The organism is Mesorhizobium sp. M0626 (assembly GCF_040320665.1).
Classification (GTDB): Bacteria; Pseudomonadota; Alphaproteobacteria; order Rhizobiales; family Rhizobiaceae; genus Mesorhizobium.
Genome location: NZ_JAMYQD010000009.1, coordinates 1 through 19,401, shown reverse-complemented (window position 1 = coordinate 19,401; position 19,401 = coordinate 1). Strand labels below are relative to the sequence as shown.

General features: G+C 63.7%; 17 protein-coding genes. 10 read left to right on the top strand and 7 right to left on the bottom strand.

Annotated elements, in window-relative coordinates; genetic code table 11:
• Positions 1 to 17: 17 nt before the first annotated feature.
• Positions 18 to 881, top strand: a complete 864-nt coding sequence (locus NKI37_RS12685; protein ID WP_023694716.1) for an AraC family transcriptional regulator — start codon at positions 18 to 20, stop codon at positions 879 to 881.
• A gap of 26 nt (positions 882 to 907) precedes the next feature.
• Here NKI37_RS12685 and NKI37_RS12680 read toward each other — a convergent pair whose 3' ends face one another.
• The gene (locus NKI37_RS12680) at positions 908 to 1,378 is read right to left on the bottom strand and encodes a MarR family winged helix-turn-helix transcriptional regulator (RefSeq protein WP_023694717.1); all 471 of its coding nucleotides are present in this window, start codon (positions 1,376 to 1,378) and stop codon (positions 908 to 910) included.
• A 421-nt stretch (positions 1,379 to 1,799) separates the two neighbouring features.
• Here NKI37_RS12680 and NKI37_RS12675 point away from each other — a divergent pair, with 421 nt between their 5' ends.
• Both NKI37_RS12675 and NKI37_RS12670 read left to right on the top strand, forming a co-directional pair.
• A complete protein-coding gene (locus tag NKI37_RS12675) occupies positions 1,800 to 2,852 on the top strand; it encodes a CobW family GTP-binding protein (RefSeq protein WP_023703656.1) in 1,053 nt (350 codons plus the stop codon).
• Between the two features lie 249 nt (positions 2,853 to 3,101).
• On the top strand, positions 3,102 to 4,076 hold the full coding sequence (locus NKI37_RS12670; RefSeq protein WP_023711331.1) for a WD40 repeat domain-containing protein: 975 nt from the start codon (positions 3,102 to 3,104) through the stop codon (positions 4,074 to 4,076).
• Position 4,077: 1 nt separating this feature from the next.
• On the opposite strand, the gene NKI37_RS12665 is transcribed toward NKI37_RS12670, so the two are convergent.
• Positions 4,078 to 4,530, bottom strand: coding sequence for a hypothetical protein (locus NKI37_RS12665; protein WP_023683507.1), 453 nt, complete (start codon positions 4,528 to 4,530; stop codon positions 4,078 to 4,080).
• A 155-nt stretch (positions 4,531 to 4,685) separates the two neighbouring features.
• Between NKI37_RS12665 and NKI37_RS12660 the strand changes: the two genes are divergently transcribed.
• The 4 genes from NKI37_RS12660 (at position 4,686) to NKI37_RS12645 (ending at position 10,313) form a co-directional block, all read left to right on the top strand.
• Positions 4,686 to 6,068, top strand: a complete 1,383-nt coding sequence (locus NKI37_RS12660) for an aspartate aminotransferase family protein (RefSeq protein WP_023711330.1) — start codon at positions 4,686 to 4,688, stop codon at positions 6,066 to 6,068.
• Between the two features lie 35 nt (positions 6,069 to 6,103).
• Positions 6,104 to 7,489, top strand: a complete 1,386-nt coding sequence (locus tag NKI37_RS12655; protein WP_023695949.1) for a glutamine synthetase family protein — start codon at positions 6,104 to 6,106, stop codon at positions 7,487 to 7,489.
• Between the two features lie 119 nt (positions 7,490 to 7,608).
• Positions 7,609 to 8,844: a putative DNA modification/repair radical SAM protein gene (locus tag NKI37_RS12650; RefSeq protein WP_023700413.1), complete on the top strand. Its 1,236-nt coding sequence runs from the start codon at positions 7,609 to 7,611 to the stop codon at positions 8,842 to 8,844.
• A gap of 2 nt (positions 8,845 to 8,846) precedes the next feature.
• Entirely contained in the window at positions 8,847 to 10,313 is a 1,467-nt protein-coding gene (locus NKI37_RS12645) for a UdgX family uracil-DNA binding protein (RefSeq protein WP_352789690.1), read from the top strand.
• 138 nt (positions 10,314 to 10,451) lie between these two features.
• Here the strand turns inward: NKI37_RS12645 and NKI37_RS12640 are convergent, their stop codons facing one another.
• From NKI37_RS12640 to NKI37_RS12625, 4 genes are all read right to left on the bottom strand, one after another.
• The gene (locus tag NKI37_RS12640; protein WP_031209106.1) at positions 10,452 to 11,732 is read right to left on the bottom strand and encodes a glycerate kinase type-2 family protein; all 1,281 of its coding nucleotides are present in this window, start codon (positions 11,730 to 11,732) and stop codon (positions 10,452 to 10,454) included.
• Between the two features lie 159 nt (positions 11,733 to 11,891).
• On the bottom strand, positions 11,892 to 12,398 hold the full coding sequence (locus tag NKI37_RS12635; protein WP_352594976.1) for a heme-degrading domain-containing protein: 507 nt from the start codon (positions 12,396 to 12,398) through the stop codon (positions 11,892 to 11,894).
• Positions 12,399 to 12,709: 311 nt separating this feature from the next.
• Positions 12,710 to 14,026 carry a guanine deaminase gene (gene guaD / locus NKI37_RS12630; RefSeq protein WP_352594973.1) on the bottom strand — a complete coding sequence of 439 codons (1,317 nt, stop codon included), beginning with the start codon at positions 14,024 to 14,026 and terminating at the stop codon, positions 12,710 to 12,712.
• A 2-nt stretch (positions 14,027 to 14,028) separates the two neighbouring features.
• A complete protein-coding gene (locus tag NKI37_RS12625) occupies positions 14,029 to 15,246 on the bottom strand; it encodes a urate hydroxylase PuuD (RefSeq protein WP_023694727.1) in 1,218 nt (405 codons plus the stop codon).
• A gap of 135 nt (positions 15,247 to 15,381) precedes the next feature.
• Here NKI37_RS12625 and NKI37_RS12620 point away from each other — a divergent pair, with 135 nt between their 5' ends.
• The 3 genes from NKI37_RS12620 to NKI37_RS12610 all read left to right on the top strand — a co-directional run bounded on the left by NKI37_RS12620 (position 15,382) and on the right by NKI37_RS12610 (position 18,607).
• Positions 15,382 to 16,302 carry a LysR family transcriptional regulator gene (locus NKI37_RS12620; protein WP_023671373.1) on the top strand — a complete coding sequence of 307 codons (921 nt, stop codon included), beginning with the start codon at positions 15,382 to 15,384 and terminating at the stop codon, positions 16,300 to 16,302.
• Between the two features lie 107 nt (positions 16,303 to 16,409).
• The gene (locus tag NKI37_RS12615) at positions 16,410 to 17,351 is read left to right on the top strand and encodes an LLM class flavin-dependent oxidoreductase (protein ID WP_352791822.1); all 942 of its coding nucleotides are present in this window, start codon (positions 16,410 to 16,412) and stop codon (positions 17,349 to 17,351) included.
• Positions 17,348 to 18,607: an LLM class flavin-dependent oxidoreductase gene (locus NKI37_RS12610; RefSeq protein ID WP_352791821.1), complete on the top strand. Its 1,260-nt coding sequence runs from the start codon at positions 17,348 to 17,350 to the stop codon at positions 18,605 to 18,607. Before NKI37_RS12615 ends, NKI37_RS12610 begins: the two co-directional genes overlap by 4 nt.
• Here NKI37_RS12610 and xdhC read toward each other — a convergent pair.
• Positions 18,604 to 19,401: xanthine dehydrogenase accessory protein XdhC (gene xdhC / locus NKI37_RS12605; protein WP_352794458.1), on the bottom strand; the 798-nt coding region annotated here is incomplete at its 5' end. The two genes, NKI37_RS12610 and xdhC, sit on opposite strands and share 4 nt — an antisense overlap.

Sequence of the window (19,401 nt, the reverse complement as noted above, 5' to 3'; positions counted from 1 at the left end):
AGGGGCAGGGATAGGTGATGACGCACGATCTAGACGGTGAGGCGACGCAGGGTCTTGAACGTTCGTGCGCGGATGAGGACCGGATCGTGTCGGCGCCTGTTACCGCTGGCATCGAGCGCATCGAGGCGCATTTCCATGGCAACGCCTTCGACCTGCACCGTCATGATACACTTGCCGTCGGCGTGACGCTTTCCGGTGTGCAGCGCTTCCACTACAGGGGCACTGTCAACCACAGCCTGCCCGGCCAGGTTATCGTGCTGCATCCCGACGAAGTGCACGATGGCGGCGCCGGGACCGAGGATGGTCTGCGCTACCGGATCCTCTATCTGGAACCGTCTCTGCTGCTCGACTGCCTCGACGGCGCGCCGCTGCCTTTCGTCAGGGATGCTGTGGTCAGCGATCCCGCCTTGCGTGGCACGCTGCTTTCGGCCCTGTCGCCGCTCGATGAGGAACTGAACGAGCTGTTCGTCGCCGATTTCGTTGCGGAGCTGGCGCGGCATCTGGGGCGTCATGCGGGACAGAAGGCAAAGCCGATGGGGAAGTCGGCCTCGCGTGCGGCAGCGCTGGCGCGCGGCTATCTCGAGGAGAATGCCGAGCGGTCCGTTCGTTCCGATGAGCTGGAAGCCGTCACCGGGCTCGACCGCTATGCGCTGTCACGCCATTTTCGCGCGACCTATTCCACCAGCCCGCATCGTTTCCTGCTGATGCGCCGGCTGCAAAAGGCAAGACGGATGATCGAGATCGGCGAACCGCTGGCCGAGATTGCCGTCGGCGCCGGCTTCAGCGACCAGAGCCATTTCAACAGACATTTCAAGAAAGCATTCGGCCTGACGCCCGGCCGCTGGTCGGCGCTGGTGCGCGGCCCTTCGGTGGCGGCCTAGCTCAAGACACGCGGCCGCCGTGCCGGTCAGTCGTCGATGTCGGCGTCGTCGTCGACGAGCACCAGCTCCTCGTTCGACAAATTGGCCTCGATGCGGGCGAGCAGCTTGAACAGCGTCTTCTGTTCTTTCTTGTCGAGGCCCTTCAACGCCTGCTTCTCGGTCTTCTTAACCGACTTCTCGATGGCGTGGATGATCTCGCGGCCGGTGTCGGTGAGAAAGATATGCGCCTGGCGTGCATCCGCGGAAGAGGCGCGCTTTTCCAAAAAGCCCTGGGCCTGCAGCCGGTTTATGGTCTTGGTGATGGTCGGCGGGCGCACGCCGAGGCGGCCGGCGAGATTGCCGGGCGTCTGGCCGTCCTCGCGGTCGAGCGTCAGCATGATCTGGTCCTGGCCGGCATAGAAGCCATGCGCCAGAAGCCGCGCCGCCAGCGCGGTCCTTGCCAGCCTTGCCGCCGAATGCAGCCGGCTCATCGTTGCAGTCTTGTCCGCCTTGGCCATGGTGATCCCTCTTCGGCCGTACCGGTGCGTGCAGCATAGACGCAGCCGGCCGGTTGGCAATCGACGATCCAAAAGATTCCGGCTTTCGAAACAGCTTTGCCGGCAAGCATTTGTGGTGCTCGAAATGGTGATGCCAGATGTTTATTTCAGTTAGATGACAAACGAGTTTCCGCCAAGGCGATTGCAACGGTTTGACGCGGCGCGGCTCAGCACAGGTCAACGAAGAGGCGTTTCCGGCGACACGTTGATGGTCGGCATCCCTCGCACTCGGCCTCTCGGGTCTACCCATCCGCTTCGTCAATCCTGGGTCAAACACCCAGGCGGTTTGCCTCGTGCAAAAGGCCGGCACACATCCTATATCAGGCCAACAATCCCTTCTTGCGGCCCGCAATTCCGTGGCCCAGCCATTTCGAGGCAAGATATGAGCGAAGCACAGACGCAAATCCCCGTGACCGTTCTCACCGGCTATCTCGGCGCCGGCAAGACGACGCTGCTCAACCGCATCCTGTCGGAAAACCATGGCAAGCGTTATGCCGTCATCGTCAATGAATTCGGCGAGATCGGCATCGACAATGATTTGATCGTGGAATCCGACGAGGAAATCTACGAAATGAACAATGGCTGCGTCTGCTGCACGGTGCGCGGCGACCTGATCCGCGTCGTCGAAGGCCTGATGCGCCGTCCCGGCCGCTTCGACGCCATCGTCGTCGAGACCACCGGCCTCGCCGATCCTGTGCCGGTGGCGCAGACCTTCTTCATGGACGACGACGTGCGCTCCAAGACCAAACTCGACGCTGTCGTGGCTCTGGTCGACGCCAAGCACCTGCCGCTCAGGTTGAAGGATTCCAAGGAAGCCGAGGACCAGATCGCCTTCGCCGATGTCGTCGTGCTCAACAAGACCGACCTGGTGACGCCCGAAGAACTGGCCAAGGTCGAGGCCACCATCCGCGCCATCAACCCGGCGGCCAGGATCCACCGCACCACGCGCGCCGGCGTGGCGCTGTCCGAAGTGCTCGACCGCGGCGCCTTCGACCTGTCGCGCGCATTGGAAAACGACCCGCATTTCCTTGAGGCGCACGATCATGATCACGACCACCATGATCACGACCACGATCACCACGACCATGATCACGACCATCATCATCACGGTCACGCGCATCCCTCCGACATCCATGACGTGACCGTGCAGTCGGTGTCGCTGCGCGGCGGCGAGATGGACCCGAAGAAATTCTTCCCGTGGATCGAGAAGATCACTCAGATGGAAGGTCCCAACATCCTGCGGCTGAAAGGCATCATCGCGCTCAAGGGCGACGACGAGCGCTATGTCATCCAAGGCGTGCACATGATCATCGAAGGCGACCACCAGCGCGCTTGGAAAGACGGCGAAAAGCATGAGAGCCGGCTGGTGTTCATCGGCCGCGAGCTTGACGCCGAACGGCTGAAGAAGAGCTTTGACGCCTGCCAGGCGGCTTGATTTCCGGACTCTATGGCGCTAGCGCTGCCCGCTCTTCCTTCTCCCCTTGTGGGAGAAGGTGGCCTCGCGAAGCGAGGTCGGATGAGGGGTGCTCCAGCTCGGCACCGACGGCGATCCGTTCAACACCCCTCATCCGTCTCGGCGCTGCGCGCCGATCCACCTTCTCCCACAAGGGGAGAAGGTTGACGCCAGGCCTGGCCGCCTCAGTGGCTTCCCGGGAGTGGTGACAGCTTCATTGGAATGGTCCTGATGCCCACAGTTGCTCCCCTCGACCTGGAAGGTCACTGCCTTGCCGCCGTCTTCCTCGACAACGTGCCGCATTTTGCGCTCGCCGATGGGACAGTTCATAGGCTCGACAACGGCCACAAGACAATTCAGGCCAATGACGGCCTGCTCTCCACGTTCCATGACGCCGCCAACGACCGCCTGATCACCGGCGGCGAGGACGGCAAGATTTTTGCCGTTGCCGCCGGCGGCAATGTCAGCGAACTCGCCAGCGCCGGCAAGAAGTGGATCACCAGCGTCGCCGCCGGGCCGCAAGGCGCTATCGCCTATGCCACAGGCAAGACTGCGTTCGTGCGCTTTGCCGACGGCAAGACCAAAGAGTTTGCCCATCCACGTTCGGTCGAGGGGCTGGCCTTCTCCCCCAAGGGCATGCGCTTCGGCGTCGCCCGCTACAATGGCGCGACGCTGCATTTCCCGGCCGCCGAGGGCAGACCGGTGGAGCTGGAATGGGCCGGCGCCCATACCGGCGTGACCTTCTCGCCGGATGGCGCCTTCCTCGTCACCACCATGCAGGAAAACGCGCTGCATGGTTGGAAGCTCGCCGACGGCAAGCACATGCGCATGACCGGCTATCCCGGCAAGGTCAAAAGCCTGTCGTGGAGCGTGAAGGGCAAGTGGCTGGCGAGTTCCGGCGCGCCGGCGGCGATCGTCTGGCCGTTTTCGGGCAAGGACGGCCCGATGGGCAAGGCGCCGCTGGAGCTCGGCACGCGCGGCAACGCCATGGTGACATCGGTTGCCTGCCATCCGAGCCAGGATGTCGTCGCCGTCGGCTATGATGACGGCATGGTCATGGCGGTGCGCTTTACCGATGCCAAAGAGGTGCTGTTGCGCCGCCCGGGCATGGGCGCCATCACCGCGATGATGTGGGACAAGGAAGAGCGCCGGGTCGCCTTCGGCAGTGCCGCCGGCGACTGCGGCGTCATCGATATCTCGGCGTGACCTATTCGGCTCCGCACGACACCTTGCCGGTCAATTCTTTCGGCTTGCCGTCCTGTTCCGTGTCGGCGGCGTTGTCGTAGACGGCAAGCGTGTACCGGCCGTCATAGACGCCCTCGTCACTGGTCTTGGTCAGGATCGTCAGTTCGACAGAGTTGAATTTATCTCCGAGCTGATGCTCGTGGTAGACGTTCAGCCGCAACTCCTTGTCGTCCAGCCAGTACTGGGTGAGGTCGGAATCCTCGAAGACGGTCTTGCGCAGACTGTCGCCTTCCGGCCGGCCAAGTATCTCGAGATCGCCGCGAAAATTGAAGGTCGGGCCGCCCATACCTCTGGTGACCCCGGCGCCGACCTCGAATTGCACCGCTTTGTCATCGACGGAACACCAGACGCCGCCCGATGCGGAAGCCGCAGCGGCCGACAAGAGTAGCGCAATAGCGCAGATGATCGTCCGCATTTTTCTCCCCAAACCACAGACCCGATCGCATTGGCGCCCGACTGCGCCGGAAGGTCAAGTCTGCCGAACTTGCTGCTGACCCAATGCAGCGCACCAACACGGCCAATTGCGGTTGCCGTCGCCAATTGGGTAGTGTGCCGGCCGAGAGGGATTTCATGTACAGCACGAACAGTTCAAAGGCGTCCATTGGCGGTATCAGCCGTGACCGCATCGCTGCATTGCGGACAAGCGAGGCGAACACCTTCCGCAAGGCGCGGCCGAAATCGCAGGCCAAGGTCGGTAACGGCCTGCCAGGCTTCTTCGGCGGTGTGCCGATGCACTGGATGAACGACTGGCCGACGCCATTCCCGATCCTGGTCGAAAGCGCCAAGGGCGCCGCCATCACGGATATCGACGGCAACAGGCTGGACGATTTCTGCCTCGGCGACACCGGTTCGATGTTCGGCCATTCGCCGCCGCCGGTGGCGCGCGCCATCCGCCGCCAGGCCGGGCGCGGCCTGACCTATATGCTGCCTTCGGAGGATGCGCTGGCCATCGGGCCGCTGCTCACACAGCGTTTCGGTCTGCCGTTCTGGCAGATCGCCACCAGCGCCACCGACGCCAACCGCTTCGCGCTGCGTGTTGCCCGCGCTATCACCGGTCGGGAAAAGATCCTGGTCTTCAACGGCTGCTATCACGGCTCGGTCGACGAGACGATGGTCCGGCTGGTCGACGGCAAAGCTGTCAACCGGCCGGGCCTGGCGGGCGAATTCCGCGACCTGACCAGGACGGCGAAGGTCATCGAATTCAACGATGTTGCTGCACTGGAAGCGGCGCTCGCCGACCGCGATGTCGCCTGCGTCATCGCCGAGCCGGTGCTGACCAATTCCTGCATGGTGCTGCCCGATCCGGGTTTTCACGACGCCTTGCGCAAACTGACGCGCGCGGCCGGAACGCTGCTGCTGATCGACGAGACCCACACCATCTCGACCGGCCCAGGGGGCTACACCAGAAAATTCGGGCTGCAGCCCGACCTTTTCGTGCTGGGCAAGCCGATCGCCGGTGGCGTGCCGGCAAGCGTGTGGGGCATGAGCGACGAGGTCGCCTCGCGCTATGCCGACTACAACCGAACCAAGGAGCCGGGCTATTCCGGCATGGGCACGACGCTGTCGGCGAACCCGCTGCAGTTCGCAGCCATGCGCGCAACGCTCGAAGAGGTGATGACGCAGGAGAATTATGCCCGGATGGATCGCCTCGCCCTGCGGCTCGATGCCGGGCTGACCGGCGTCATCGATCGCTACAATCTGCCCTGGCATGTCGCCCGCGTCGGCGCCCGCGTCGAGTTCATCTGCGCCCCTGGCCCGCTCAGGAACGGCGCCGAAGCCGAGACTGCCCATGCGCCGGAGCTTGAGGCGGCTATCCATGTCGCGCTGGTCAACCAGGGCGTGCTGATCGCGCCCTTTCACAACATGATGCTGATCTCACCGGCCACCACCGGCGCCCAGGTCAACCGGCTGATCACCGCCTTCGCCACGGTTGCGGCAAGGCTGACGGCATGAGACAAGCTGCCAAGCCAAACTCGAGTACACTAATCATGACTTCACCTTCGGGCTCGACGCCCGCCGAGGCGCAAGCCTTTCTCGACGCCCATCCCGAAATCGAAGCCTTCGATATCGTCTTGACCGACGCCAACGGGGTCGGCCGCGGCAAGATCGTGCGCCGGCATGAGCTGAAAAGCATCTTCGAGGGCGGCCGCCACATGCCGATCTCGATCCTCGGCCTCGACATCACCGGCGAGGATGTTCACGAAACCGGGCTGATCTGGACGACCGGCGATGGCGACCTCAGGGCCTGGCCGATCCCCGGCACCCTGGTGCCGCTTTACGGCACGAACCCGCCGCGCGGCCAGTTGCTGATGGCGATGTACCATCTCGAGGGACAGCCTATGTCGTCGGACCCACGGCTGGCGCTGGCCAGGCAGGTCGACATCTTGGCGGCCAAGGGCCTCTATCCCGCCGGCGCCTTCGAACTCGAATTTTTCCTGCTTGCCAATGAGCGTGACGCCGACGGCAAGGTAAAGCCGGCGGACGCCGTGCTCGACGGCCGCCGCTCGGCCAAGACGGAAGTCTATTCCGTCGACCATCTGCACGGCATGGAGCCGCTGTTTTCCGACATCTATGCCGCGGCCAAGGCGCAAGGCATTCCGGCCGAAACGGTGATTTCCGAATACGCGCCCGGCCAGTACGAGCTGACGCTGAACTATCGCAAGGATGTCATGCGGGCGGCCGACGACCTCGTCATGTTGAAGCGGCTGGTGCGGGCGCAGGCGCGCCGCCATGGTGTCACCGCCTGCTTCATGGCCAAGCCGATCGAAAAATACGCCGGCTCCGGCATGCATTTCCATGTTTCGTTGCAGGACAAGAACGGCCGCAACGTTTTTGCCGAGGCTGGCGGCGAAAGCTGGTCGCTGCCGCTGCTGCAGGGGCTCGGCGGGCTGATCCAGACCATGGCCGAATCGATGCTGGTGTTTGCGCCGCACGCCAATTCCTGGCGGCGCTTCGTCTCGCAGTCCTATGCGCCGGTGGCGCCGACCTGGGGCGTCAACAACCGTTCGGTGGCGCTGCGCATCCCGGCGGGCGACGCCAAGAACCGGCGCATCGAGCACCGGCCGTCGGGTGTCGACGCCAATCCCTACCTGATCGCGGCAACGGTGCTGGCCGGCATCATCAAGGGTCTGGATGAAGGCCTCGACCCCGGCCCCGAAACCACTGGGAATGGCTATGAAGCCGCCATCACGCGCACGACCATGCCGGTCGACTGGCGCGCTGCGATCGAGGCGGCGCGGGCATCGAGCTTCCTGAAAGAGGCGCTTGGCGAGGATCTGCATCGCACCTTCGTGGCGATCAAGCAGTCGGAGTATCTGCGCGTCGCCCGCACCGTCAGCGAGCTGGATTACCACCTCTACCTCCATGAGGTCTGAGAGACCGCCTGGAACTCGGGCAGTCGTCCTGCTAGCCCGACGATCAGGCGGCGATTACTTTTTCGCCGCCTGCATCAAATGAGGTGGCGCTGCAGCCTTCAAGAACATATCATGAACGGATGAGCGCACCTACCGTCCGTGAAAAGCTGGCAATCCTGTCTGACGCCGCCAAATACGATGCTTCCTGCGCCTCGTCCGGCTGGGCGAAGAAGGATTCGCTCCAATCCGGCGGTATCGGCTCCACAGAAGGCATGGGCATCTGCCATTCCTACGCGCCGGATGGCCGCTGCATTTCGCTCCTGAAAATCCTGCTCACCAATTTCTGCATTTACGATTGCAGCTACTGCATCAACCGCTCGTCATCGAATGTGCGCCGCGCCCGCTTTAGCATCGACGAGGTGGTGAAGCTGACCATGGATTTCTACCGGCGCAACTACATCGAGGGCCTCTTCCTGTCCTCCGGCGTCATCCGTTCGCCCGACGAGACCATGGCCGAGATGGTGGAGGTGGCGCGGCGGCTGCGGCTGGACGAAAAATTCTCCGGCTATATTCATCTGAAGACCATTCCGGAAAGCTCGGCCGAACTGGTCGAGCAGGCCGGGCTCTACGCCGACCGGCTGTCTATCAACGTCGAACTGCCGACCGATGAGGGCGTCAAGAAACTGGCGCCGGAGAAGAAGCCGGAAACGATCCGCCTTTCCATGGCGAACCTGCGCCGGAAGATGGAGGAAAAAGCCGAGCCGACGCTGAGGACCAAGAAGCGCGAACGCTTTGCGCCCGGAGGTCAGTCGACGCAGATGATCGTCGGCGCCGACAAGACATCCGACGACGGCATCTTGCACACCAGTGCGCGGCTCTATGGCAGCTACCATCTGCGGCGCGTCTATTACTCCGCCTTCAGCCCGATCCCGGATTCGTCATCGTCGCTGCCGCTGCAGAAACCGCCGCTGATGCGCGAGCACCGGCTCTATCAGGCCGACTGGCTGATGCGCTTCTACGGCTTTTCGCAGCCGGAAATCCTCGCCGGCAGCAGCGACGGCATGCTCGATCTCGCCATTGACCCCAAGCTCGCCTGGGCTTTGCGCAATCGGGCGAGGTTTCCCGTCGACATCAACCGCGCCGATCGGGAAGCGCTGCTGCGGGTTCCGGGTCTGGGCACCAAGGTGGTGGCGAAGATCCTTGAAACCCGCCGCCACCGACACATGCGGCTGGAAGATGTCGGACGGATCTGCCATTCGATCGCCAAGCTGAGGCCCTTCATCATCGCCGAAGGCTGGTCGCCGGGTGGACTAACGGACAAGACCGGCTTGCGCGACACGATCGTAAAGTCCTGCGAACAACTGTCTCTGTTTTGACCATGCAGCCGGCCCAGCTCGACCTTGCCCGATACACTGTCCGGCTAGCGAGCCAGACCGATTTCGCCGGTTGGCGCGATGCGGCACGGCGTCTGGCGCTGAATGAGGTCCGACCTGAGGATATTAGTTGGGGTGTCGGGTCCGACGCCAATGATACTCAAGATGCCTTGCCGGCGGTGCCAGAGGGCGCGCAGCTTACCGTCCCGCGCGAGTTCATCGCCCATGCCGAAACGGCCTTCTGCCACTCCGACCCCGGCCGGTTTGCCTTTCTCTACTGGATGCTTTGGCGCCTGCGCACCGAGCCGAAACTGCTGGCGATCGCATCCGATCCCGACACCAGGCGGCTCGAAGCCATGGAAAAGGCGGTGCGGCGCGACAGCCATAAGATGCATGCCTTCGTACGCTTCCGGAAGATCGGCGACGGCGAGAACGAGCGCTACGTCGCCTGGTTCGAGCCGGAGCATTTCATTGTCGAGCGCAACGCGGATTTCTTCGTCCGGCGGTTCACCGGCATGCGCTGGACCATCCTGACGCCCTATGCCTCCGCCGACTGGAACGGCGAAAGGCTGGCGATCGGGCCGGGTGCGGCCAAGGGCGATGCACCCGATCAGGACGACACCGAGGCGTTGTGGCTGACCTATTTCGAAAACATCTTCAACCCGGCGCGGCTCAAGGTGAAGGCGATGCAGAAGGAGATGCCGAAGAAATATTGGCGGAACCTTCCCGAGGCCTCGCTCATTCCAGATCTGATCGCAGGAGCGGACGAGGCCGCCAGGGATATGATTGCCAGACTGCCGACAACGCCGGCGCCGCACCACGCCAAGCTGCAGGCGAAACATTGGCCGAAGCGCGAGCCGGCCGAGGCGCCGGACGATGACGCCAACACCATTTCCGAGCTACGCGAAGCCGCGAAAGGCTGCCGCCGCTGCCCGTTGTGGCGCGACGCGACACAGACCGTGTTCGGCGAGGGGCCGGATGATGCCAAAGTGGTCTTCGTCGGCGAACAACCTGGCGATCAGGAAGATCTCGCCGGCAAACCTTTTGTCGGGCCAGCGGGCAAAGTGTTCGATGCAATTCTCGATGACGCAGGCGTCGACCGGCAAAAAGTCTACGTCACCAACGCCGTCAAGCACTTCAAGTTCGAGCCGCGCGGCAAGCGCCGCATCCACTCGAAGCCAAATACCGGCGAAGTCCAGGCCTGCCGCTGGTGGATCGGCCGGGAGCTTGAGCTGATCAAGCCGGACCTCGCCGTGGCGCTTGGGGCAACGGCGGCGTTGTCGCTGCTGGGCAAGGCCATTGCCGTGACGAAAATGCGCGGCCAGTTGATCGAACGCGAGGATGGCTTGCGCGTGTTCATCACCATCCACCCGTCCTTTATCCTGCGCATTCACGAGCCGACGGACAAGGAGGCTGAGCGCGAGCGGTTCCTAAAGGATATGAAAGAGGTGAAGCAGCTGATGGGGTCGTGAGATGAGCGAAAGCCTCAGCGACATCGTCATCCGCGGGCGGAACAAGGAGCTTCGCTCCTGCTTCGCCCAGGGATGACGAAGCTGAGTGGCTTCACGGTCGTGAATCCAACGTTGGAAACTTCGGCCGCCACGGCCGAATTAACTGATCAGGATTGCCCTCAGATCATTCACATTCGTACCCGTCGGCCCCGGCACGAACAGATCGCCGATCGCGTTGAACGCCGTCCAGGCATTGTTGCCGGCCAGCATCGCCTTGGCGCCGACGCCGGCGGCACGCATGCGCGAGACGGTCGAGCCATCGGCAAAGGCGCCGGCATTGTCTTCCGAGCCATCGATGCCGTCGGTATCGGCGGCCAGTGCATGAATACCTTCCGCGCCGCTGATGCCGATGGCAAAGGCGAGCAGGAATTCGGAGTTGCGGCCGCCCTTGCCCCTTTTTCCGTCAACAGGGGCCCGCAAGGTCACGGTCGTCTCGCCGCCGGACAGGATCAGCACCGGCTTTTTGAACGGCCGGTTGCGCGTCGCCACTTCGCGCGCAATGGCTGCATGCACGCCACCGACCTCGCGCGCCTCGCCCTCGATGGAATCGGAGAGGATGACGGCTTCGATGCCCTGCCGTTTTGCCTCAGCGGCTGCCGCTTCCAGCGACACGCCAGCCGAGGCGATCAGGTGCACTTCATTGCGTGAAAAGCGCTGGTCATCCGGATCTGGCGCATCGGCCTCTGGCGAGTTGATGTGCGCCATGACGGCGTCGGGCAGTTTCATGCCGTAGGCCGCTATCGAGGCCAGCGCATCGGCGCGGTTGCCGGAGTCGGGCACGGTCGGGCCGGAGGCCACCAGCGCCGGGTTGTCTCCGGGAATATCAGAGACAACCAGTGATACCAGTTTGGCCGGCCAGGCGGCAGCTGCCAGCCGGCCGCCCTTGATGGTCGAGAGATGCTTGCGGATTGTGTTCATCGCCGCAATCGGCGCGCCGGAGGCAAGCAGCGCCTCGTTGACGGCGATTTCGTCGGCGAGCGTCAGGCCGGGGGCAGGCGACGGCAGCAGCGCCGATCCTCCTCCCGATATCAGCGCCACTACCAGGTCGTCCGCAGTCAGCCCTTGCACCTTTTCGAGCAGGCGCCGCGACGCCTCAAGACCGGCAGCGTCCGGTACCGGATGTGCCGCCTCGATGATTTCGATGCGCTCGCATCTGGTGCCATAGCCGTAGCGGGTGACGACCAGCCCTTCGATCGGCCCGTCCCACACCTTCTCGAATGCCGCCGCCATCTGCGCCGATCCCTTGCCGGCGCCGATGACGATGGTGCGGCCACTGGGCCTCGCCGGCAGATGATTCCGGATGGTCCGTTCAGGATCGGCAGCGGCAACAGCGGCATTGAAGATCGAGATGAGAAAGGATTTTGGGTCGAGCACGGTTATCCTTGGCCGTAACTGGCGGTTTTCAAACTGAGCAAACGTTGGCGCTGCCCCTCTCCCTTATCCTTTCCCCGTGAAAGACGGGGAGAGCGGGCTTGTCCCTTCTCCCCGTCACTATAGGGGGAGAAGGTGCCGGCAGGCGGATGAGGGGCAGCGGTAGCGTCACGATTTATCTTCCGGCGGCAGCGCCAATTGTGTCCGATCGAGGCCGAGATGATCGCACAGTGCATCGACGACGACGCCGTGGTCCTGGCGTTCCGGCAGGCCGGAGACGGCGATGACGCCGATCACGCCAGCCCCCTTTACAGTCACCGGAAACCCGCCGCCGGCCAGTACGTAATCAGCAATATCCAGCCCCTCGCCGACCTTGAAGGTGCGGTCCGGTCGCTGCTGCTCCAGCACCAGGCGATAGGTGCTCCTGAGGTAGCGCTTGACCACATTGATCTTGCGTCGCGCCCAGTCGGGGTTGGAGGCGTTCGAACCCGGCAGCGCGGCATAGAACAGCGGCCGATCCCACAGCCTGATATCGACAATGATGGGCAGCTTTTCGGCCAGCGCCCGCTCTCGGATCGCCGCGCCGATCTTGAACGCGACGGCCTCGTCGAAGGCCGGGAAGACCAGTGTCTCTTCCTGTTTCTGGATCAGAGCGATGTCGTCGGCAGCGGCCATTTTGTTCTCCGAAATCGTCACAAATCGTGTGTACGACAAGCTCCGCCCGGTCAAGGTCTCGTCGCGGTGGTGGTCTTGCCCCGCCAGGGTCGCCCCCCACTCCGTCGAGCTTCTCTCGACACCTCTCCCCCGATCGACGGGGTAGAGGAAGGGCGCAAAGCTGTCCGAACCGGCGCCCGTCCTCCGAAGCAAAGGCTCCCTTCCTCTCCCTCCGGAGGGGGGAGAGTTGGCGCCCCGAAGCGGCGCCGGAGTGGGGGAACCTCTTGGCAACCAGGCGCAATCATCATCTTGTCCCGCGCGGATGATGAGTCCTAACCCGCGATCATATCACTCTTGGCCGGCCGCCCCGCGACATAGACCTCGCGCACGGCACGGTCGTCGCCCAGCGTCTGCAGCAGGAACAGCTCCTCCGCCAGCGTCTCCACAGTCGCCATCCTCAGCCGCATCGCCGGCGTGGCGCGGGCGTCGAGCACGGTGATGTCGGCATCGGTGCCTTCATCCAGCGTGCCGACCTTGTCCGCCATAGACAGCGCCTCGGCATTGCCACGTGTTAATTGCCAGAAGGACTGGAACGGGTTCAGCTTTTCGCCAGTCAGCGCGATCACCTTGTAGCCCTCGTCCATGGTGCGCAGCATCGAATAGTTGGTGCCGCCGCCGACATCGCTGGCCGCGGCGATGCGCAGCGGCTTGTCGCGGCGCCGAAAGCGCTGGTAATCGAACAGGCCGGAGCCGAGGAACAGGTTCGAGGTCGGGCAGAACACCGCCACCGAGCCTGAGTCCGACAGCGCATCGGCCTCTCGTTCCGAGAGATGGATGCAGTGGCCGAACAGGCTCTTTGGCCCCAGCAGGCCATACTGCTCGTAGACATCGGTGTAGTCGCGCGCCTGCGGATAGAGTTTTTGCGTGAAGGCGATTTCGGCGTGGTTTTCCGACAGATGCGTCTGCATATGCAGATCGGGATGCTCGCGGCAGAGCGCGCCCGACATCTCCAACTGTTCGGGCGAAGAGGTGATGGCGAAGCGCGGCGTGATCGCATAAAGCTGGCGGCCCTTGCCGTGCCATTCCGCAATCAGTGCCTTCGTATCGTCATAGCCGGATTGCGGCGTGTCGAGCACGCCTGCCGGCGCGTTTCGATCCATCATCACCTTGCCGGCAATGTTGAGCATGCCGCGCGCATGCGATTCGGCAAAGAACGCTTCGGCAGACGCCTTGTGCACCGAGCAGTAGGCGGCGACCGTCGTCGTGCCGTGGCGCACCATCTCGTCCAGGAACAGCCGGGCGATGCGGCGGCCATGCTGGGCGTTGGCGAATTTGGTCTCTTCGGGAAAGGTGTAGGTGTTCAGCCAGTCGAGCAGTTCGGCGCCGTAGGAGGCAATGACCTGCATCTGCGGGAAATGCGCATGCGCATCGATGAAGCCGGGCAGCAGCAGATGCGGCCGATGATCGATCCTTTTCGCACCGTCGCCCGCTTGCTTTTCGACTTCCGTGTAGCTGCCTGCGGCAACGATCCGGCCGTCGCGGATCAGCAGGCCGCCATCCTCCTCATAGCGCCAGGCGGCATGGTCGTCGATGGCTTCGGGCCAGCGCAAGAAGCTTAGCGTGCGGCCGCGCAGAAGTGTGGAGGTCATCCCTATTTCCCTGCGCCTTCGAACCAGGCGACCAGCAGCGCCCGTTCCTTGTCGCTGATCTGGGTGACGTTGGCGGGCGGCATGGCGTGGCTGCGCCCGGCCTGCAAATAGATTTCACGCGCATGCTCGGCAATGCCGGCGTCGGTGTCGAGCATCACGCCCTTCGGCGCATGGTAGATGCCTTCATAGACCGGCTCGGCCGTATGGCACATCGAGCAGCGGCCAAGCACGGTGTCGCGCACCGCCGGGAAATGCGACGAGGCGATATAGACTTCAGCCGCGGCGGATGCCTTGAGCTCGCCGGTCAGTATTTTCGGCGCTGTCGACAGCCACATGATGATGACGAACAGCACCGCAGCCGCCATCCAGGTCCAGTGCGGGTTGCCGGCACGCTTATGCACGGTATTGAAATAGTGCCGGATCAAGACGCCGATGATGAACACCAGCGAGGCGATGACCCAGTTGAACTCCGTCGCAAACGCCAGCGGATAGTGGTTCGACAGCATCAGGAACAGCACGGGCAGCGTCAGGTAATTGTTGTGCAGCGAGCGCTGCTTGGCGATCTTGCCGTATTTCGGGTCGGGCTTGCGGCCGGCAATCAGGTCGGCGACGACGATCTTCTGGTTTGGAATAATCACCATGAAGACATTGGCCGACATGATCGTGGCGGTGATGGCGCCCAGATGCAGGAAAGCGGCGCGGCCGGTGAACAGATTCGTCAGCCCCCAGGCGATGAACACCAGCACGCCATAGAGCACCAGCATCAGTCCGGTGTCACTTTTGCCGAGCGGCGACCGGCAGAGCAGATCGTAGACAACCCAGCCGACGCCGATCGTCGCCATCGACAGCAGGATGCCCACGGGAACCGACATGGACAGAACATTGGGGTCGATCAGGAACAGGTCGGCGCCGGCATAGTAGACCACGCACAGCATGGCGAAGCCGGACAGCCAGGTGGCGTAGGATTCCCACTTGAACCAGGTCAGGTGTTCCGGCATTTCGGCCGGCGCCACCAGATATTTCTGGACGTGGTAGAAGCCGCCGCCATGCACCTGCCATTCCTCGCCGAATGCGCCGGCCGGCATGCCGGGGCGCTGGCGCAGGCCAAGGTCGAGCGCGACGAAATAGAAGGACGAGCCGATCCAGGCGATGCCGGTGACGACGTGCAGCCAGCGCACGGCGAAACTCAGCCAGTCCCAGAAAATCGCGAAATCCATCATGTGAAATCGTCCCTGCCGATCGGCTGACTTTACGGTGTGGGGCGCAAACGAAAAGAGGCGAGGTGTACGATGACTTTCAAAAAAAAATGGAAAATACTAGGCTGACCACGTACGCCGCCACATAAAGAGCCACGAATGGCCTATCTCGACAACATCGCCGTCTTCGTCCGCGTCGTCGAGCTTGGTAATCTCTCGGCGGCGGGCCGCGACATGCGCATTTCGCCGGCGGTCGCCTCCAACCGCATCAAGGAGCTGGAAAAACACCTCGGCGTGCGGCTGTTCAACCGCACCACACGGCAATTGATGCCGACGGAGCATGGCACGGTGTTCTACTCCGGCGCCAAGCAGGTGCTGGAGGCGATCACCGAGGCGGAAGCCGCGGTCTCGGCTCTTTCCGGCCAGCCGCGCGGCACCATCAAGGTGACCGCCCCGCTCGGCCTTGGACGGCGGCTGGTGGCGTCGGGCATTCCGGATTTCCACGACAAATACCCCGATATCGAGGTGCGGCTGAGGCTCTCCGACCACAATATCGACATCATGAAGGAAGGCATCGACGTCGCCTTCAAGCTCGGCATCATCGAGGATTCCAGCCTGCGGATGCGCGGCATCATGGAATGTGAACGCGTGCTGGTGGCGGCACCGAAATATCTCGAAGCGCGCGGCGAGCCGGTGGAGCCACAGGAGCTGATCGGCAAGAAGCACGACTGCCTGATGCTGCGCTATTCCGGGGCGCGCGAATATGTCTGGACGCTGCAGACGCCGTCCGGCCCGCAGAAATTCGAGGTGCACGGCCCCTACGACACCGACGATGGCGATGTGCTGACCGGCTGGGCGCTGTCGGGCCGCGGCATCATCAACAAGCCGCGGTTCGAAGTGGAACCTTTCATCCGCGACCGGCGGCTGCAGGTCATCCTGGCCAGCACACCGCCAACGCCGGTGCAGTTCGCCGCCGTCTATCCGCACAAGAAGCTCCAGGATCCAAAGGTGCGGCTGCTGCTCGACTTCATGGCCGAGCGTTGCCAGCGGCTGATCAAGGATTTGCTGGCCGGCAAGTGAGGGGCTGTTGGCCCAGTCGCCAGGATTGTCTTACAAGCAGGTGACCTTAGGTTCGCATACGCCGCCCTATGATCGATGGTCCCATGCCGACTGACCAGCAAGCCACAATGCATCTTGCCGTTTCGCTCAACATTGCTTGCGGGCAGCCGCTCGGGTTTAGCGATCTGGCCGGCTTTGCCAAGCAAGCGGAAGCGGCGGGGCTGGACATGATTGTCCTCGATGATTCCGCGCCGAACAGCGCCGGGTCGAGTTCTTTCGAAGCGACGACCTTGCTGGCGGCGCTGGCGACGATGACAAGTCGGATCGGCCTTGTCGCTGCAGCTTCGACGGTCGCTCACCAGCCGTACAATCTGGCGCGCCGTTTTGCTTCGCTCGACATCATCAGCCATGGCCGCGCCGGCTGGCACGCGACCATGGCGCAGGCGCCAGGGGAAGCCGCCAATTTCAGCCGGCCGGATGGATTTTCTGACGATGTGTTCCGCCGCCGCACGCAGGAATACATCGGCATCGTTCAGCGCCTGTGGCAGGGCTGGGATGCCGACACGCTGCTGTTCGACAAGGCCGGGGGTCGCTTCCACGATCCCGAAAAAATGCACCTGCTCGACCACAAGGGCGAATTTTTCTCCGTGCGCGGGCCGCTGAACGTCGCGCGCTCGCCCCAGGATACGCCGGTGCTGGTGCTGTCCGGCCTGTCCGAGGCCGACCTGGATATCGCCGCCCGCACCGCCGATGTCGTCCTGCTGGACAGACCCACAAAGGACGCCAAGGCGCGCCATGACGATCTCAAGCGCCGCGTTGTGGCCTGCGGACGCGATCCGGGTGCGGTCAAGCTGCTGCTGAACGTTGGCGCAGATGTCGCTGCCAACGCGCTCGAAACATGGTTCAGCTCGCAAAGCTGCGACGGGTTCAACATCGCAATACCGCCTGCGGCGATTGACGGTTTCATCGGCCGCGTGCTGCCGGAATTGCAGCGCCGCGGCCTCGTCCGCCCGGATTATCCCGGCACCACCTTGCGCTCGCATCTCGGACTTGCCGGAGGAGCGCAATGACCCGCCAGATGAAGCTTGGCGCCTTCCTGTGGGCGACGGGCCACCACATCGCCGCCTGGCGTCACCCCAAGGCGCATGTCACGGCAGGCATCGACATCGATCACTACATCCAGCTGGCGCGCACGGCGGAAGCGGCGAAGTTCGACATGGTGTTCTGCGAGGACGCCGCCGGCCTGCGCGAAGCCAATGTCGGCATCGCCAGCCAGACCTCACGCTCGATCGGCTTCGAGCCGATCAGCCTGCTGTCCGCGCTCGCCGTGCAGACCAGCCGCATCGGCCTCGTTTCGACGGCGTCGACCAGCTACAACGAGCCCTACGGCCTGGCGCGCACCTTTCTGTCGCTCGATCATCTGAGTGGTGGCCGGGCTGGCTGGAACCTGGTGACGTCGACCAGCCCCATCGAAGCCGCCAATTTCGGCGCGACGGGCCTGAAACCGCATGCCGACCGCTACGAGCGGGCGCGCGAATTCGCCGAGGTGGTATCAGGACTTTGGCAAGGCAGCGGCTTTCACGGTCACAACGGCCAGAGCTTTTCGGTGCGCGACTCGCTCGACCTGCCGCGCTCGCCGCAGGGCGCGCCGGTGATGGTGCAGGCCGGCGCCTCGGATGTCGGCCGCGACCTTGCCGCCCGCACCGCCGACGTCGTGTTCACGGCGGCGCAGACCCTCGAGGAAGCCAAGGCCTTTTACGACGACCTCAAGGGCCGTATGGCGGGCTATGGGCGGGAACCCGACGACATCAAGATCATGCCCGGCGTCTCCCCGGTGGTGGCGGAAACCGAGGCCGAAGCGCGGGAGAAACAGGAGGAATTGCAGGCGCTGATCCCCGACGATGTCGGCGTGGCGCTACTGTCCAGCTATCTCAGCATCTCCGATCTCGGGAGCTATCCGATCGACGGACCGATGCCCGAACTGCCGGAGACCGAGGGCATGAAAAGCCGCCAGGCGCTGGTCATCCAACAATCGCGCCGCGACGGCCTGTCGATCCGCCAGCTTGCGCGCCATTTCGCCGGCGCACGTGGCCATTGGCGTATCGTCGGCACGCCGGCGCGGATCGCTGACGAATTGCAGGCGCGGTTCGAGGGCGGCGGCGCGGACGGCTTCAACGTCATGCCGTCATACTTCCCCGGCGAGCTCGATGCCTTTGCCACGCTGGTGGTGCCGGAACTGCAGCGGCGCGGACTGTTCCGTCGGGAATACGAAGGCAGCACCTTGCGAGATCATCTTGGCCTGAAGCGGTCGGATAAAAAAGATTAGCCGGCTACCTCTTGGCCTTGCCGCGCCTGCTGGCTTACCGCCGGTGCCGCGCCGTGCGCGACCAGCGCCGTCATGATCTCGGCCGCGGCCAGCGCAGCTATGACCGGTGGGCGCTTGTCCTTGACCGCATCGCCGATCGGCGAGACGAGGCGGGCGAACTCAGCCTCCGTGCCCTCAGCCGATTTCAGGAACCAGTTCCTGAACGTCGCTCTCTTGGTTTTCGAGCCGATCATGCCGACATAGGCCGCGTCGTCGCGCTTCAGCGCTTCGGCGACGATGAGGAAATCCAGCGCATGGTCGTGGGTGAGGATGGCGAAGGCGGTGCCGGCGGGGGCGTTTCGCACCTCGGCCTCGGGCATCGGCGTCAGCAGCGTCTCGACGGTTTCCGGCATGCCTTCCAGCGCTTCGGCCCGCGTCTCGATGACGACACCACGCACGGGAAGAAGTGCAACGGTCGAGGCCAGCGCCTGGCCGACATGGCCGCCGCCGAAGATATAGACATGCGGCAGGTGGGCTTCCTCGGCTTCTGCGGCCGCGATCAGCTCGGCAGCAAGCGCGGCATCGACGATACGGATCAAGACTTCGACGCGCCCGCCGCAGCACTGGCCGATCTCGGGACCTAGCGGCACGTCAAGCGTGGCGCGGACTTCATCGACCGCGATGCGGGCTTCTTTACCCTCCCCCTTGTGGGGAGGGTCGGTGAGCGGACGCCGCGTGGCGGCGTCCGCCAAACGGGGTGGCTTGGCAGGATAGTCCGCCCCCCCCACCCCCCCCGCGCAGAAGAGGCCCCCCCC

Coding starts and splice junctions, on each gene's coding strand:
- NKI37_RS12635 (WP_352594976.1), bottom strand. CDS start 12,398: ATGGCCGCTGCCGACGACATCGCTCTGATCCAGAAACAGGAAGAGACA.
- NKI37_RS12645 (WP_352789690.1), top strand. CDS start 8,847: ATGCAGCCGGCCCAGCTCGACCTTGCCCGATACACTGTCCGGCTAGCG.
- guaD (WP_352594973.1), bottom strand. CDS start 14,026: ATGACCTCCACACTTCTGCGCGGCCGCACGCTAAGCTTCTTGCGCTGG.
- NKI37_RS12655 (WP_023695949.1), top strand. CDS start 6,104: ATGACTTCACCTTCGGGCTCGACGCCCGCCGAGGCGCAAGCCTTTCTC.
- NKI37_RS12610 (WP_352791821.1), top strand. CDS start 17,348: ATGACCCGCCAGATGAAGCTTGGCGCCTTCCTGTGGGCGACGGGCCAC.
- NKI37_RS12650 (WP_023700413.1), top strand. CDS start 7,609: ATGAGCGCACCTACCGTCCGTGAAAAGCTGGCAATCCTGTCTGACGCC.
- NKI37_RS12615 (WP_352791822.1), top strand. CDS start 16,410: ATGCATCTTGCCGTTTCGCTCAACATTGCTTGCGGGCAGCCGCTCGGG.
- NKI37_RS12620 (WP_023671373.1), top strand. CDS start 15,382: ATGGCCTATCTCGACAACATCGCCGTCTTCGTCCGCGTCGTCGAGCTT.
- NKI37_RS12675 (WP_023703656.1), top strand. CDS start 1,800: ATGAGCGAAGCACAGACGCAAATCCCCGTGACCGTTCTCACCGGCTAT.
- NKI37_RS12680 (WP_023694717.1), bottom strand. CDS start 1,378: ATGGCCAAGGCGGACAAGACTGCAACGATGAGCCGGCTGCATTCGGCG.
- NKI37_RS12625 (WP_023694727.1), bottom strand. CDS start 15,246: ATGATGGATTTCGCGATTTTCTGGGACTGGCTGAGTTTCGCCGTGCGC.
- NKI37_RS12670 (WP_023711331.1), top strand. CDS start 3,102: ATGCCCACAGTTGCTCCCCTCGACCTGGAAGGTCACTGCCTTGCCGCC.
- NKI37_RS12660 (WP_023711330.1), top strand. CDS start 4,686: ATGTACAGCACGAACAGTTCAAAGGCGTCCATTGGCGGTATCAGCCGT.
- NKI37_RS12665 (WP_023683507.1), bottom strand. CDS start 4,530: ATGCGGACGATCATCTGCGCTATTGCGCTACTCTTGTCGGCCGCTGCG.
- NKI37_RS12685 (WP_023694716.1), top strand. CDS start 18: ATGACGCACGATCTAGACGGTGAGGCGACGCAGGGTCTTGAACGTTCG.